Source organism: Streptomyces sp. NPDC026522, from assembly GCF_055567555.1.
In genome coordinates, this window is the sequence record NZ_JBVHQF010000017.1 from 120,046 (window position 1) to 136,181 (window position 16,136).

General features: G+C 74.3%; 11 protein-coding genes. All 11 read left to right on the top strand.

Annotated elements, in window-relative coordinates:
* The first annotated feature begins 8 nt into the window (after positions 1-8).
* The 11 genes from ACZ4M3_RS33405 (at position 9) to ACZ4M3_RS33455 (ending at position 16,136) form a co-directional block, all read left to right on the top strand.
* Positions 9-1,148: a cytochrome P450 gene (locus ACZ4M3_RS33405; RefSeq protein WP_467739089.1), complete on the top strand. Its 1,140-nt coding sequence runs from the start codon at positions 9-11 to the stop codon at positions 1,146-1,148.
* Positions 1,149-1,240: 92 nt separating this feature from the next.
* The gene (locus ACZ4M3_RS33410) at positions 1,241-2,302 is read left to right on the top strand and encodes a saccharopine dehydrogenase (RefSeq protein ID WP_467739091.1); all 1,062 of its coding nucleotides are present in this window, start codon (positions 1,241-1,243) and stop codon (positions 2,300-2,302) included.
* Positions 2,292-3,512, top strand: coding sequence for a saccharopine dehydrogenase C-terminal domain-containing protein (locus ACZ4M3_RS33415; protein ID WP_467739093.1), 1,221 nt, complete (start codon positions 2,292-2,294; stop codon positions 3,510-3,512). Before ACZ4M3_RS33410 ends, ACZ4M3_RS33415 begins: the two co-directional genes overlap by 11 nt.
* Positions 3,509-4,840: an ATP-grasp domain-containing protein gene (locus ACZ4M3_RS33420; RefSeq protein ID WP_467739095.1), complete on the top strand. Its 1,332-nt coding sequence runs from the start codon at positions 3,509-3,511 to the stop codon at positions 4,838-4,840. Before ACZ4M3_RS33415 ends, ACZ4M3_RS33420 begins: the two co-directional genes overlap by 4 nt.
* On the top strand, positions 4,830-6,224 hold the full coding sequence (locus tag ACZ4M3_RS33425) for an MFS transporter (protein ID WP_467739097.1): 1,395 nt from the start codon (positions 4,830-4,832) through the stop codon (positions 6,222-6,224). The genes ACZ4M3_RS33420 and ACZ4M3_RS33425 overlap by 11 nt, the downstream gene beginning before the upstream one ends.
* A 63-nt stretch (positions 6,225-6,287) precedes the next feature.
* The gene (locus tag ACZ4M3_RS33430) at positions 6,288-7,616 is read left to right on the top strand and encodes a lysine N(6)-hydroxylase/L-ornithine N(5)-oxygenase family protein (protein ID WP_467739099.1); all 1,329 of its coding nucleotides are present in this window, start codon (positions 6,288-6,290) and stop codon (positions 7,614-7,616) included.
* Entirely contained in the window at positions 7,616-8,704 is a 1,089-nt protein-coding gene (locus ACZ4M3_RS33435) for an NAD(P)/FAD-dependent oxidoreductase (RefSeq protein WP_467739101.1), read from the top strand. Before ACZ4M3_RS33430 ends, ACZ4M3_RS33435 begins: the two co-directional genes overlap by 1 nt.
* Positions 8,701-10,965, top strand: a complete 2,265-nt coding sequence (locus tag ACZ4M3_RS33440; RefSeq protein ID WP_467739103.1) for a class I tRNA ligase family protein — start codon at positions 8,701-8,703, stop codon at positions 10,963-10,965. The genes ACZ4M3_RS33435 and ACZ4M3_RS33440 overlap by 4 nt, the downstream gene beginning before the upstream one ends.
* Complete coding sequence (locus ACZ4M3_RS33445) at positions 10,962-14,291, top strand: non-ribosomal peptide synthetase (protein WP_467739104.1); 3,330 nt, start codon at positions 10,962-10,964, stop codon at positions 14,289-14,291. The genes ACZ4M3_RS33440 and ACZ4M3_RS33445 overlap by 4 nt, the downstream gene beginning before the upstream one ends.
* Positions 14,288-15,865, top strand: a complete 1,578-nt coding sequence (locus ACZ4M3_RS33450; protein WP_467739106.1) for an AMP-binding protein — start codon at positions 14,288-14,290, stop codon at positions 15,863-15,865. The genes ACZ4M3_RS33445 and ACZ4M3_RS33450 overlap by 4 nt, the downstream gene beginning before the upstream one ends.
* Positions 15,858-16,136 (top strand): phosphopantetheine-binding protein, encoded by a 279-nt coding sequence (locus ACZ4M3_RS33455; protein ID WP_467739108.1) that lies wholly within the window; start codon positions 15,858-15,860, stop codon positions 16,134-16,136. Before ACZ4M3_RS33450 ends, ACZ4M3_RS33455 begins: the two co-directional genes overlap by 8 nt.

Below are 16,136 nucleotides of genomic sequence, written 5' to 3' on the forward strand. Positions count from 1 at the left end.
AGCAGGACGTGACCAGCACCACCACCACACCGATCGAGGCGGTCCGCCTCCCGGACCCCTACCCCTTCTACGCGCGCCTGGTGGCCGAGCGCCCCTTCGGCTACGACGAGGCGCTCGGGGCCTGGGTGGCCGCCGACGCGGCCGCCGTGCGGGCGGTGCTGGGCAGCGACGCGCTCCGGGTGCGGCCGCCGGCCGAGCCGGTCCCGGCCGGGATCGACGGGACCCCGGCGGGCGAGGTCTTCGGCGACCTGGTGCGCATGACCGACGGCACGACGCAGGGCCGGCTCAAGGCCGTGGTGGCCGACGCCCTGGCCCGCGCCGACACCGCCCACGCGGCCCGGCTGGCCCGGGAGTTCACCCGCCGGGCCCTCGCGGCGGGCGGCGACGTCCCCTACGCGGAGCTGATGTTCGCCGTCCCGGCCCGGGTCGTCGCCGCGCTCAGCGGCCTGACGGACGGCGCCGGCCGGGAGGCCGCCCGCGCCATCGGCGACTTCGTCCAGTGCATCCCCGCCACCGCGACCCCCGCCCAGCAGGCGGCCGCGGCCACGGCGGCGGCCCGGCTGCGGGAGCTGCTGGCACCCGGACTCACGGCCCAGGGCGGCGGGCTCCTCGCCGAGCTGGTCCGCGCCGCCGACCGGGCGTCGTGGCCGCACCAGGGGCCGCTGCTGTCCAACGCGGTCGGGTTCCTGTCCCAGACCTACGACGCCACCGCCGGCCTGATCGGCAACACCCTGGTCGCCCTCGCCGGGGGAGCCGCCCCCGGCACCGCCCCGGCCGGCATCGAGGCGCTGGTCCGCGAAGTGGTCCGGTACGACGCCCCGATCCAGAACACCCGCCGCTTCGCCGCCGGGCCCTTCGTGCACGCCGGCTCCGAGGTGGAACCCGGCCAGCAGGTGCTGGTCCTGCTCGCCGCCGCCAACCGTGACCCCGCCGTCAACCCCGACCCGCACGCGCTGCACCCCGGCCGGGTGAATCCGGCCGTCTTCACCTTCGGCGCATCGGCCCACCGCTGCCCGGGCGAAGCGCTCGCCGTGGCCCTCGCCACCGCCGTCGTCACCGAACTGCTCGCGGCAGGCTGGCCCCCGTCCACCTTCCCCTCGACCCCGGCCTACAGGCCCCTGGCGAACGCCCGCATCCCGCTGGTCTGAGCCCCCCGTACCACCGGCACACCGCACCCCCGGCCCACCGAGCCGGCCGGGGGCCTGCCACCCCCATGCCTCCTGATAGGACAAATCGTAAGATGTCGGACACCATTCACCTCTGGATGCGGCACGAGGCCCGCCCCACCGAACGCCGCGCGCCCCTCACCCCCGCCGACGCCGCCCACCTCGTCGCCCAAGGCCTGCGCATCACCGTCGAAGCCAGCGACCAGCGCGTCTTCCCCCTCGCCGACTACACCGCCGCGGGCTGTGCGAGCGCCCCCACCGCCTCCTGGCACGAACAGGCCCCCGACGACGCCTTCGTCCTCGGCCTCAAGGAACTCCCCGACGCCCGCACCCCGCTGCGCCACCGCCACATCTACTTCGGCCACGCCTACAAGGGCCAGGCCGGCGCGGCCGAGCTGCTCTCCCGCTTCACCGCCGGCGGCGGCGCCCTGCTCGACATGGAGTACCTCACCGACGGCTCCGGCCGCCGCGTCGCCGCCTTCGGCTACTGGGCCGGCTACGTCGGCGCGGCCCTCGCCGTCCTGCACCGCCGCGGACGGCTCACCACCCCCCTGCGCCCCACGGACCGCCCCGCCCTGGACGCCCTCCTCGCCGCCCCCGCCCCCGGGGACGCGACCACCGCCCTGGTCATCGGTGCCCTCGGGCGCAGCGGCCGCGGTGCCTGCGACGCCCTCACCACGGCCGGGCTCGCCCCCACCCGCTGGGACCTGGCCGAGACCCGCGAGCTCGACCGCGCCGCCCTCCTCGGCCACGACCTCCTGGTCAACACCGTGCTCACCACCGACCCCGTCCCGCCGTTCCTGACCAAGGCCGATCTCGACGACCCCGCCCGGCGACTGGCCCTCGTTTCCGACGTCACCTGCGACGTCACCTCCGAGTGCAACGTGCTGCCCGTCTACGACGAGACCACCACCTGGGACGAGCCCGTGCGCGCCCTGCGCGAGGACGCCCCCCGCCTCGACCTCATCGCCATCGACAACCTCCCCTCCCTCCTGCCCGTCGAGGCCAGCACCGCCTTCTCCGCCGAACTCGCCCCGCACCTGGCCCGCCTGGCCGAGTGGGACGGCGTCTGGTCCCGCGCCCTGCACACCTTCGAGACGGCCGTCCAGGCCCAGGAGACCCACCATGCCCACTGACGCGACAGCCGCCTCCGGCACCGTCCACTGGATAGGCACCGGCCTGTCCACCGGCCGCTCCGGCCTCTCCCTCGTCTGCGAAAGCGCCGCCCGCGTCGTCCTGTGGGACCGCACCACCGAGCGCGCCGCCGCCCGGCTGGCCGCGCTCGGCCTCACCGGCCGCGCCGAAGTCCGCGCCCTGACCCCCTCCGCCCCGGCCGCCCTCGCGGCCGAGGCGGGCCCGGGCGACGTCATCGTCTCCATGCTCCCGGCCGCCGAGCACGCCCCGCTGCTGCGCCTGGCGATCGACCGCGGCGCGCACTTCGCCTGCACCAGCTACGTCTCGCCGGAGCTCGCCGCGCTGGCCGCCGAGGCCGCCGGCCCGGCCCGTACGGTCGTCCTCACCGAGGCCGGACTCGACCCCGGCATCGACCACCTGATGGCCCACCACCTGGTCGCCCGGGCCCGCCGGGCCCTCGGCGAGATACCCGCGACCGCCGCGTTCACCTCCTACTGCGGCGGTGTCCCGGCGGTACCCAACGCCTTCCGCTACCGCTTCAGCTGGGCCCCCTACGGGGTGCTCGCCGCCCTCGGCTCCCCGGCCCGGCACATCGAGGCCGGCGCCGAGGTGACCGTCCCCCGCCCCTGGGAGGCCACCCGGACCCTGACTCTGGCCGGGGAGGACTTCGAGGTCTACCCCAACCGCGACAGCGTCCCCTTCGTCGCCCAGTACGGCATACCGGGCCACTGGAAGCTCGACACCTTCGTCCGCGGCACCCTGCGCAACGCGGGCTGGCGCACCGCCTGGAAGGAGGTCTTCGAGACCGTAGCCGCCGAAGACCCCGCCGCCGTCCGCGCCCTGGCCGCCGAACTCGCCGCCCGCCACCCCACCACCGCCGACGACCGGGACCGCGTGGTCCTCTCCGTCGCCCTGGACGTGCGCACCGCCGACGGCGCCCACTGGCACGGCTCCCACCTCCTCGACGTCACCGGCGACCCGGCCGAGTCCGCAATGGCCCGCTGCGTCTCCCTGCCCCTCGCCCACGGGGTGACCCGCATCCTGGCCGGCGCCCTGCCCGCCGGCCTGGGCCGGGCCGCCGAGGAGCCCGCCGAGACCGACCGCTGGCTCTCCTTCCTCGGCGCCCGCGGCCTCGGCGGCACGTACACCGAAAGCTCCGCCCCGGCCCGCGCGGCGACCCCCTCCACCACCCCGTCAGGAGCCACGGCATGACCTCCGCCACCGCCCCCGAAGCCTTCGTCCTCACCGGCGCCTTCCGGGTCGTCTGCCGCAACCCCCGCTACCTGGAGGAGCTCGCCGCCCGCGGCCTGAAGATCCTGCTCATCACCTCCGAGGCCTACCGGGAGAGCGCCGAGACGGCCCGCAAGGACCCCGACCACCCGGCGTTCCTGATCGACGACATCGCCTACGTCGACGGCTCACTGGACCAGGAGGGCTCGTTCACCCCGGGGTTCGTCGCCCAGGCGCGCGGCTGGCGCGGCCGCTACACCGTACGCGGCGCCTACGCGGTCGGCGAGACCCTGGTCGAGCAGACCGGGCTGCTGTGCGACGCGCTGGGCCTGCCGGGCCCCGGGCTGCGCGCCACCCGGGTCTGCCGCAGCAAGTACCTCCAGCGCTGGTACCTGGAGGAGTTCAGCCCGGCCTCCCTGGTCGTGCCGCCCGGCGGCCGCGAGGACGCCGACCTGGCCGCCCTGGGCTATCCGGTCGTCGTCAAGCCGGCCACCCGGCACTCCAGTTCGGGGGTGGTGGCGGTCGCCGGCCCGGCGGCGCTGCGCGAGCTGCTGGGGTCGTACCCGGACCACGAGACGGTGCTGATCGAGCAGAAGGTCACCGGCCAGGAGTACTCGGTGGAGTCCCTGGTGCAGCACGGCCGGCCCGTCTTCACCTCGGTGACCCGCAAGGAGACCACCGAGTCCGGCGCGCAGACCTTCGTGGAACTCGCCCACTCCGTCCCCAACGCCCGTACGGAGGCCGACGCGGCCCTGCTGGAGGCCAACCGCCGGATGCTCGACGCGCTGGGTTTCCGCGACGGCATCGCGCACGCCGAGTGGCGCACCGGCGAGGACGGGCGCCCCTACCTGATGGAGGTCGCCGCCCGCACCCCAGGCGACGGCCTGATGGCCCTCTACCACCTGGCCACCGGGCAGCCGCTGGAGCCGGAGATCATCCGGATCGCCCTCGGCGAACCCGCCACCTACCCGGCCCCGACCCGCTTCGCCCGCCAGGTCTACCTGGAGCACGGCACGGGCCCCCTGGCCGACGTCAGCCTCGACTGGCCCGGCGTACGGCCCCTGTGGGTCAGCGAGTCGGGCAGGTGGCCCGAGCTCGCCCCCGGCGGGGCGGACGACCCGGCCACGCTGCGCGCCCTGTTCGTCCTCAAGGATGCCGGGGCCCGGCTCGGCCCGCTCGCCAGCTCCGACGACCGGGCGGTGACCTTCCTGATCGACGCGCCGACCCCGCAGGGGCTGGACGAGCTGGAGCATCGGGTCCGCGGCGCCGTCACCGTCACCACCGACCCGGAGGCCGGCGATGAGCACTGACACCGCGGCCACGGACACCCAGAGCACCGGCACCCAGAGCACCGGCACCCACAGCTCCGGCACCCAGAGCACCGGCACCGCGGCCGCCGGGCCGGCCGGGGAGACGCCGACGCAGCAGCCGGCTCCGGCGGGCGCCGCACCGGCCACCGTGTGGGCCACCTTCAAGGAGGCCCCGCCCGCCGTCAAAACCGTACTGGCCGGGGTGCTCGTCAACCGGCTCAGCGGCTTCCTCCAGCTCTTCCTCGTCCTCTTCCTCACCGACGCCGGCCATTCCGCGGGCCGCACCGTCATCGCGCTCGGCGTCTACGGCGCGGGAGCCGTCGCCGGCTCCCTCGTCGGCGGCACGCTCGCCGACCGGCTCGGCATCCGGCACGCCACCGTGCTGTCCATGAGCAGCACGGCCGTGCTGACCGCCGCCCTGCTCTACCTGTCCGACTTCACCCTGCTGCTGGGCGCGATCGCCCTGGTCAGCCTGGGCGCCCAGCTGTTCCGGCCGGCCTCGGCCACCCTGCTGGCCGACCAGACCGACGGCGACCGGCAGATCATGATCTTCGCGATGTACCGCTTCGGCCTCAACGTCGGCGCGACCGCCGCCCCACTGCTCGGCTACGCGCTCTACAACGCGGGCGGCCACTCGTACACCCTCCTCTTCTGGGGCGAGGCCGCCATCGCGCTCGGCTACGCCCTCGTCGCCCGGGCCACCCTGCCCGCCAGGGCCGCCCGGCACCCCGCGGCCGCCCCCGTCCCGGCCGGCGCCCCCGCCGGCTACGCGGCCGTCCTGCGCGACCGCCGCTACCTCCTCTACCTGGCCGCCGCCCTCTGCCACGCCGCCGTCTACACCCAGTACCTCTCCACCCTCCCGCTGTACATGAAGGACGCCGGGATGGCGCTCTTCTGGTACACCTTCGCCGTCGCGCTCAACGGCCTCATCGTCATCGCCTTCGAACTGCTGGTCACCAAGGTCTCCCAGCGCTGGCCGCTCAAGATCACGGTCGGCCTCGGCTTCGCCCTCGTCGGCGCCGGTGTCGCCTGCTACGGACTGCCCATCGGCCCGGCCGCCGTCGTCATCGGCACGCTCGTCTGGTCACTGGGCGAGATCCTCGGCGGCCCCGCCGTCTTCGCCTATCCGGCGGGCGCCGGCCCCGAGCCGCTGCGCTCGCGCTACATCGGCAGCTTCCAGTTCGTGTTCGGCCTGGGCTCCGCCCTCGGCCCGATGGCCGGTACCTGGCTCTTCCTCCGGTTCGGCGCCCTCGTCTGGCCGCTGGTCGGCGCCTGCTCCCTGCTCGCCACCGGCTGCGCCCTCGTCGCCGTACGCGACCGCCGCGGCCCGGCCGCGCCGGTCCCCACCGCCCCGGTCTCCACCGCCCCGGTCCCCACCGCCTGATCCCGACCGCCCGACCCCTTCCTCCCTCCCACCCTTGACGATTTCGAACGAAAGGTTCCGATCATGGGGCACGAGAGCTTCCGGCCCGGCGCCGCGCACTTCCGTTGCGTAGGAGTGGGCGTGGGCCCGGCCAACCTCAGCCTGGCGTCACTCCTGCACGGCCGGCCCGACGTACCCAACCTCTTCCTCGACCGCAAGAAGTCCTTCAGCTGGCACGACGGCCAGCAGATACCCGGCACCACCCTCCAGGTCTCCCAGTTCAAGGACCTGGTCAGCCTCGCCGACCCCGCCAGCCCCTTCTCCTTCCTCTCCTACCTGCACGAGAAGGGCCGGGTCTACCACTTCCTCAACGCCCAGTTCGACGACGTACCCCGGCTGGAGTTCCGCAACTACCTCGCCTGGGCCAGCCGCCGCAACGAGAACATCGCCTTCGGCGAGGACGTCCGGGAAGTCGCCTTCGACGACCGGCTCGGCACCTTCACCGTCCGCACGGACCGGCGCACCGTCACCGCCGACAACGTCGTGGCCGGCGTCGGCAGCCGCCCCTGGGTCCCGCCGCAGGGCGCCGGCCGGCTCGGCCCCACCCAGTTCCACGTCGCCGACTACCTGAACGCCGCCCGCGACCTCGGCGGCAAGCGCGTCGTCGTCATCGGCGGCGGCCAGTCCGGCGCGGAGGCCTTCCTCGACCTGATCTCCCGCTCCGGCCGGCAACTGCCCCGCCGGGTCTCCTGGATCTCCCGCCGCCAGAACTACTTCCCGATCGACGACTCGCCGTTCACCAACGACTACTACATGCCCAGCCACGCCGACTACTTCTACGGACTGCCCCGCGAGCGCCGCCAGTCGCTGAACTCCCGCAACATCCTGACCAGCGACGGCATCTCCGAATCCACCCTGCGCGAGATCTACCAGCGCATCTACGTCCACCGCTTCGTGGAGGGCAACGAGGACCTGGTCGCCCTCCACCCCGGCCGCGAGGTGTTCGACGTCAGCCGCGCCCCGGTCTCCGGCTGGGAAGTCGGCGCCCGGCACACCGGCGAACCCGAATCGGTCGAGAAGTTCGACGCCGACGTCGTCGTCTGGGCCACCGGGTACCGGCCCGCCGCCATGGACTTCCTCGCCCCCGTCGCCCACCGGCTGGAGCGCGAGGGCGACGAACTGCGCGTCGACGAGGACTACGCCGTCCGCTGGGACGGACCCGAGGACCGCCGCGTCTTCGTCCAGAACGGCGTGCGCGGCCAGCGCGGCCTCGCCGACCCCAACCTCAGCCTCAACGCCTGGCGCAGCCGGCGCATCGCCGACCGGCTGAGCGGCGTACGCGGCGACGAGCAGCTGGCCTCCTTCATCGAGTGGTCCACCAAGGCCGCGCCGCAGGAACGGTGGAGCGCCTGATGAGCACCCCCGCCCCCGCCGGGGCCCACAGCGACGTCGCCGTCGTCGGCGCCGGGATACTCGGCGTCCTCATCGCCCGCGAGATCCTCGCCCGCGACCCGGCCGCCACCGTCACCGTCCTCGACCGCGACATGATCGGCTCCGGCGCCACCCGCCGCTCCGCCGGACTGCACTTCCCGCGCGGCGCCACCGAGACCGTGCGCGCCCTGGCCGCCGAGAGCCAGCGCTGCTACGCCGACCTGCACGCCGCCCGCCCCGACCTGCCCATCCACCCGCTGCCGATGACCGTCCTCGCCCCCGAGGCCGCCGAGGAGCGGCTGTACGAGGTGTACCTGCCCGAGGCGAAACTGCGCCCGGCCGCCGGACTCCCGGCCGCCGTGAGCGCCGTGCCCGAGGGCTTCGCGGCCTGGGAGGGCGACGGCTGCCAGTACGCGGACGTCCACACCCTCACCCAGCTGCTCGCCGCCGGGCTGCGCCCCGGGGTCCGCTTCCACGAGGGCGTCGCCGTCACCGCCCTCGACTCCTCCCCGCGCGGCGCCCGCCTCACCCTGACCGGCGGCGCCACCCTGACCGCCGGCCAGGTGGTCCTCGCCCCCGGCCCCTGGCTCGCCGAACCCGCCTGGCGCGAACTGGTCGCCCCGCTCGGCGCCCGCGTCAAGAAGATCGTCGCCCTGCACCTCGACGTCCCCCCGCAGCCCGGGGACGGGGCGATCGTCTTCCAGGACGAGGACGCCTTCCTGCTGCCCTTCCACCACCGCGGCCACTGGCTGTTCAGCTACACCTGCCGCGAATGGGACGTCGACCCCGGCGCCGTCGACCCCGCCCTCACCGCCGGCCACCTGGACGAGGCCCGCGCCCTGCTCAGCCGCTACGCCCCCGAGCTCGCCCGGCACTGCCTCTCGGGCCGCGTCTTCTGCGACGCGTACGGGCCGGACGGCCACCCGCTGGCCACTCCGCTCACCGAAGACGGCCGCGTCGTCTTCGCGGGCGCGGCCGGCGGCTCCGGCTACCGCCTCGCCCCCGCCCTCGCCGCCCGCACCGCAGACCTGCTCTCCCTGCCCGCCTCACCCCGGAAGGCCACGACATGATCATCGCCAGCTACGACGCCGACGTCCTGGAACAGGCCTTCGGCATCGACATGAGCGCGGTCGACGGCCTGGGCACCGGAGCCGGCTGGGGCCGGGTCGCGCCGGGCCGCTCCGCCGACCGCCACCAGCACGACGAGACCGAGATGTTCGTCATCGTCGCCGGACGCGGCGAGTTCGTCCTCGACAGCGGCGCGCGCCACCGGGCCGAACCGGGCACCGTCGTCCTCTTCGAACCGTTCGAGACGCACGTCCTGGCCAACACCGGCGAAGCGGACCTGGTCTTCTTCACCCAGTACTGGCGCGACGGCGACCGGGCGGTGTCCTCCGCCGCGAACCCCGTCCGCAAGAGCTTCGGCGAGCGGCCCGTCTTCGTCTTCTCCACCCCGCCCACCCCCAACGGCGACCTGCACCTGGGCCACCTCTCCGGCCCCTACCTCGGCGCCGACGCCTTCACCCGCTTCCAGCGCATGACCGGCGCCGAGGCCTACCACCTCACCGGCAGCGACGACTACCAGAGCTACGTCGTCGGCGCCGCCCGCAAGGACGGCCGCACCCCCGCCGAGACCGCCGCGCACTACAGCGCCGAGATCGCCGAGACCCTGCGGCTGATGGACATCCCGCTCGACCAGTACACCGTCACCGACCAGGACCCCGGCTACCGCGAAGGCCTCCAGGACTACTTCAGCCGCGTCGTGGACTCCGGCCAGATCGCCGTCACCGCCCACGACGCCCTCTACGACGCCGAGAGCGGCCGGTACCTCTACGAAGTCGACGTCAAGGGCGGCTGCCCCGGCTGCGGCACCACCACCTCCGGCAACATCTGCGAGGAGTGCGGCGAACCCAACACCGTCGCCGACCTCACCGACCCCGTCTCCGCCGACTCCACCGCGACCCCCCGCCGCGCCCCCGCCGCCCGCTGGACCCTGCCGCTGCACGCCTTCGCCGACGACGTGCGCGCGCACCACCGGCTCGGCCGGGTCCCCGCCCGGCTGCGCGAACTCGCCGCCCGGCTCTTCAGCCGCCCCGCCCTGGACGTCCCCGTCACCCACCCCGCCACCTGGGGCGTCGAACCCCAGGAGAACGCCACCGAGGGCCAGGTCATCTGGGTCTGGCCGGAGATGAGCTACGGCTTCCTGCACGGCATCCAGTCCCTGGGCGGCCGCCTCGGCCGCGACTGGCGGGCCGCCGACCCCGGCGAGGACTGGAAGATCGTCCACTTCTTCGGCTACGACAACAGCTTCTACCACGCGGTCCTCTACCCCGTGCTCTACCAGCTGGCCTTCCCCGGCTGGACGCCGGACATCGACTACCACGTCAACGAGTTCTACCTGCTGGAGGGCAGCAAGTTCTCCACCAGCCGCCGGCACGCCATCTGGGGCAAGGAGATCCTCAGCCCCGACACCGTCGACTCCGTGCGCTACTTCCTCGCCGCCACCCGCCCCGAGGGCCTGCGCACCGACTTCCGGCGCGCCGCCTACGAGGCCACCCTCGACGAGACCCTCATCGGCACCTGGCAGCAGTGGCTGAACGACCTCGGCGCCCGCGTCCGCAAGCACCACGCCGGCCACGCCCCCGACGCCGGGAACTGGACCCCCGAGCACTCCGCGTTCCTGGCCCGGCTCGGCACCCGCCTCGCCGCCGTCACCGGCGCCCTGGGCAACGACGCGTTCTCCCTCAACCAGGCCGCCGCCGAACTCGACGGCATCGTCCGCGACACCGTCCGCTTCGCCAGCGGCGAAGGCCTGCTCGCCGACACCGAGGCATGGTCGAACGAGAACCGCACCGCCATCGCCCTCGAACTGGCCGCCGCCCGCCTCCTCGCACACGCCGCGGCCCCCGTCATGCCCCGCTTCGCCGACAAGCTGGCCGCCGCGCTCGGCCTCGACGCCCCGCGCACCTGGCCCCGTACGGTCGAACTCCTGGCCCCCGGCACCGCCGTCACCCTCGCCGACGCGGTGTTCTTCCGGCCCGCCGGCGCCCCGCCCGCGCACAGCGCCCTCACCCCCTGGCTGACCGGCATCGTCCGCACCGCCCTGCGCCTGGAGGAGGACGAGCAGATCGCCGGCCGCACCCTCACCCAGCTCGCCGCCGGCTCCCTCCAGGCCGTCACCCTCCAGTACCAGATCCTCGACGCCCTCGACGTGGACCTGTCCATGGACGAACTCCTGCACGGCGGCACCCTCGACGAACTCGCCGCCGTCATCGCCGAACGCGCCGACGACGCGGCCGTGGCCGCCCTCACCGCGGGAGAACCCCGATGAACCACCGCCAGATCCTGCGCGAGATAGCCGAACGCGGCCTGTCCGTCGCCCTCGCCGACGGCGACCTGCGCCTCCAGGGCAACCGCGACCGGATGGACCCCGAATTCATCACCCGCGTCAAGGCCGCCAAGCCCGCACTCGTCGCCCACCTCGTCCGGGAGGCCCAGCACGGCCCCGGCTTCCCCCTCACGCCCCTCCAGCGCAGCTACTACATCGGCCGCAGCGGCGTCTTCGAGATCGGCGACGTGGCCAGCCACGTCTTCCACGAGATCGAGGGTGCCTGGGACCTCGACCGGCTGCAAGCCGCCCTGGACACCGTCATCGGCGCGCACAGCGCCCTGCGCTCCCGCTTCCTCGCCGACGACCGCCAGGTCACCGAGTACGGACACCACCGCCACCTGCCCATCGGCCGGCTCGACCTGCGCGACCGCACCCCGCAGCAGCAGGAGGCCCTGCGCGCCGGCCTGCGCGAGTCGCGCTCCCACCAGGTGCTGCCCGCCGACCGGGCCCCGCTGCTGAGCGTCGACGTCCTCGTCCTCGCCGACGACCAGATGGTGCTCCACGTCGGCCACGACGGGCTCGTGATGGACGGGATCAGCATGTTCCTGTTCTTCCGCGCCTGGTGGCGGGCCTACCAGAGCTGCCCCTCCGAAGGCGCCGACGGACCCGGGGAGTTCGCCTACGACGACTACCTCGCCGCCCTGGAAGCCGCCCGCGACAAGGCCCCTGCCCGCCGCTCCCGGGAGTACTGGATGGACCGGGTGGACGACCTCGCCCCCCACCCGGACCTGCCGCTGCGCACCAGCCCCGGCGCCCTGACCCGATCCCGCTTCACCCAGCGCCGGGTGCGCGTCGAGCGCGAGCGGTGGAAGGCCGTCAAGGAGCGGGCCGCGGCCGCCGGACTGACCCCCTCCGCGCTGCTGCTCACCGCCTACGCCGAGACCCTCGCCACCTGGGGCGCGGGGCAGCGGTTCACCCTCACCACCACCATCGCCAACCGGCCGCCCGTCCACCCCCGGGTCTTCGAAGCCATCGGCCAGTTCTCCGACACCCTCCTGGTCGAGGCGGAGGTCGACCGGTCCCTCCCCTTCGCCGAACGGGCGCGGGCCCTGCAGGCCCGGCTGCACAGCGACATCGACCACCGCCACTTCTCCGGCATCGAAGTCATGCAGGAGCTCGCCCGCCGCCGCGGCGGAGTGTCCGGGGCGCGGATGCCGTTCACCTTCAACAGCGCCATCGGACACGTCAGCAGCGAGGTCGACGGCTCGGCGCTGGAACTGTTCGGACCCGAGGTGTACTCCGTCAGCCAGACCCCGCAGGTGTGGCTGAACGCCTTCGCCATGGAGCAGCACGGAGCCGCCGTCATCCAGCTCGACGGGCTCGACGAACTCTTCCCCGAAGGGCTGCTGGACGACCTCGCGTACGGCTACCAGAGGCTGCTCGGCGAACTCGCCGACGAGGCGGCCTGGCAGCGCCACAGCTTCGACCTGCTGCCGCCCGCCCAGCGCGAACGCCGGCGCGCCGCCAACGACACGGCCGTCGCGCTGCCCGACGAGATGCTCGGCGACGCCATCGCCGCCGTCGCCGCCCGCACCCCGGACGCCCCGGCGATCCTCACCGCCGACCGGGAGATCGGCTACGGCGAGCTGCTGCGCCGGGCCGCCGCCGCCGCGGTCTGGCTGCGCGGGCACGGCGTGGGCCGGGGCGAACTCGTCGCGCTCGTCATGCGGCGCGGCCCCGAGCAGATCATCGGCATCCTCGCCACCGTGCTGGCCGGCGCCGCCTACCTGCCCGTGGACGCCGCCCTGCCCACCGCCCGACAGCAGTACATGCTGCGGGACGGCCGGGTGCGGTGCGTCCTGACCGACGGGGAACCCGTAGCGGTCGGCACGGCCGGGGAGTTCGCCGTCCTCGACCTGAGCGCGCTGCCCGACGGGAGCGACCGGGCCGCCGAGGTCCCCGCCCGGCTGCCCGGCTCGCACCCCGACGACCTCGCGTACGTCCTCTACACCTCCGGCACCACCGGCGCCCCCAAGGGCGTCATGGTGACCCACCGCAACGTCGCCAACGTCGTCGCCGACTGCCACACCCGCTTCCGGATCGGCTCCGGCGACCGCTTCTTCGCCATCAGCGCCTTCAACTTCGACCTCTCCGTCTGGGACGTCTTCGGCGCCCTCTCGGCCGGCGCGGCCCTGGTCATGCCCGACCGGGACAAGGCCGTCGACCCCGCCCACTGGCTCGACCTGTGCCGCAGGCACCGGATCAGCGTGTGGAACTCCGTCCCCGCCATCGTCGGCCTCATGCACGACCAGGCCGCCGCCGACGGCGACGTACCGCCCGCCCTGCGCCTGGTCATGATGAGCGGCGACCGGCTCCCGCCGGCCCTGCCCGCCGCGCTGCGCACCCTCAAGCCCGGCCTGGAGGTGGTCTCCCTCGGCGGCCCCACCGAGACCACCATCTGGAACATCCTGCACCCCGTCCGGGAGGACGAGGACGGCACCGAGTCGATCCCGTACGGCCGCCCCAACGCCAACAACCGCGCCTACGTCCTGGACCGCGACGGCCTCGACGCACCCGACTGGGTCACCGGCGAGATCGTCGCCGCCGGCACCGGCCTGGCCCGCGGCTACTGGGGCGACGAGGAACGCACCGCCGAGCGGTTCTACGCGGACCCGGTGCGCGGCGAACGCCTCTACCGCACCGGCGACCTGGGCCGCTACCTGCCGGACGGGGAGATCCAGATCCTCGGCCGCTCCGACTTCCAGATCAAGGTCAACGGCTACCGGATCGAGGCCGGCGAGGTCGAGACCCGCCTCGCCGCCCTGGAGTCCGTCGCCCAGGCCGTCGTCGCCGCCCGCGGCGGCTCCCTCGTCGCCCACCTGGTCGCCGACGGCCCGCACCGCCCCGAACTCGCCGAGATCCGCCGGGCGCTGCGCGCCGACCTGCCCGACTACATGCTCCCCGCGGCGCTGGTCTGGCACGAGAGCCTGCCCCTGACCAAGAACGCCAAGGTGGACCGTACGAAGCTCGCGGCGATCGGCGCCGAGGACCCCGGGCCGGCCGCGCCCGCGACGGCCTGCGGCGACAGCGCCCCGGCCGGCGAGACGGAGAAGCTGCTGGCGGACATCTGGGCCACCGTCCTGCGCCGCACCGACGTCGGCGCCCTGGACACCCTCGCCTCCCTCGGCGGCGACTCCATCGCCGCCGCCCGCATCCTCACCGCGGCCCGCAAACGCTTCGGGGTCACCATCACCCTCGACCAGTTCGCCGAGATCGACACCGTCCGCGCCATGGCCGCCGTACTCACCCCGTTGGAGACCCGATGACCGCGCGCACGGCCGCCCCGCCCGCGGCGGACCCGCCCACCGCCCCGGCCGGCGCCCTCTCACCGCTCAACCGGCTGGTCCGGTCCGCCCCGGCGGCCGGCGGCCGGCTCCACGCGGCCCGCCTCGACGGCACCCGCTCCGTATCCCTGCCCGAGCTGTACGCCCGCTCCGGAAGGCTCGCCCACCACCTGCGCGGCCTCGGCATCGGCCCGGGCGACCGCATCGGCATCCTCGCCGCCAACGGCCTGGAGTGGGTGCTGCTCGACCTGGCCGCGCTGCGCCTGAAAGCGCAGACGGCCGGCCTGGAGCCCGGCAAGTTCACCCCGTCCCGGGACCTCATGGACCGCTACGGCATCACCCTGCTGTGCACGGACCAGCCGACCGGCCCGCCCGGCACCCTGCGGACCGGCGACGTCTGGGCGCTGACCGAACCGGGCGACGGGCCCGACGCACCCCTGCCGCCGGTCACCTGGGCGCCGCGGGACGTCACCACCATCAAGTTCACCTCCGGCAGCACCGGCGTCCCCAAGGGCCTCGGCGCCACCGCGGGCAGCATCGAGAGCTCCCTGGACGCCGTCCAGGAGATCTTCGGACACCAGCCGGAGGACCACCTCTTCGTCTTCCTGCCGCTGTCCCTGCTCCAGCAGCGCTACTGGGTCTACTCGGCCCTGCTGCACGGCCACGACATCACCCTCACCACCTACGAAGCCGCCTTCGCCACCCTGCGCCGGGTCCGCCCCACCGTGGTCATGGGCGTCCCCGCCTTCTACGAGACGGCCCGCCGCCGGATCGAGGCCAAACGCGAACGCCCCGGCGCGGGCACCACCCGCCAGGTGGCCGAGGCCCTGTTCGGCGACCGCGTCCGCTACCTGTGGACCGGCTCGGCACCCGCCGCGCCCGCGACGGTCCGCTTCTTCACCGAAGAGGCCGGGCTGCCGCTCTTCGAGGGCTACGGCCTCAACGAGACCTGCATCGTCACCAAGAACCACCCGGGGGCCCACCGCGCGGGCAGCGTCGGGCAGGTGGTGCGCGGCAAGGAAGTGCTGATCGGCGAGGACGGGGCGATCAGCGTCCGCAGCGCCCACCCGGTCAACGACCACTACGCGTACGCCGCCCCCGGCGACTCCGAGAAGGTCTTCCTGCCCGACGGCACCGTCCGCACCGGCGACATCGGGCACCTCGACGAGGACGGCTTCCTCTTCGTCCACGGCCGCGCCGACGACGTCATCGTCCTCGACAACGGCAAGAAGATCGTGGTGCGGCCCGTCGAGGAGCTGATGAAGGCCGACCCGGCGATAGCCGAATGCGTGCTGTTCAGCCCCACCCAGACCGACCTCGTCGCCGTCGTCTCCCCGGCCGCCCTGCCCGCCGACCTCGACGCCGTCACCGCCCGGCTCGCCGCCGCGAACGCCGCCGGCACCCCGGACGAGCGGATCAGCCGGGTCATCGTCGCCGACGAGCCGTTCAGCATCGCCAACGGCCTGCTGACTTCCCAGTACAAGCCCAAACGACCCGCCATCCAGCGCGCGTACGCGCACCAGCTGCACACCCAGGAGGCCGGAATCCATGCCTGACACCCTCACCGCCATCGAGTCGGCGGCCCGCGAACAGCTCTCCCTCGTCCTGATCCCCGAGGTGGCCGCCGAGTCCCTCGACCCCGACGCCGACCTGGCCGCCGCCTACGGCCTGACCTCCCTCAACAAGGTCCTCTTCCTCACCGAGCTGTGCGAGGACACCGGCGTCGACCTCGCCCACTTCACCGAGCACGACCTCGCGGCGATGCGCACGCTGCGCGACGTCACCGCCGCCCTCACCCGCCACCACGACACGACCCCCGGAGCCTGA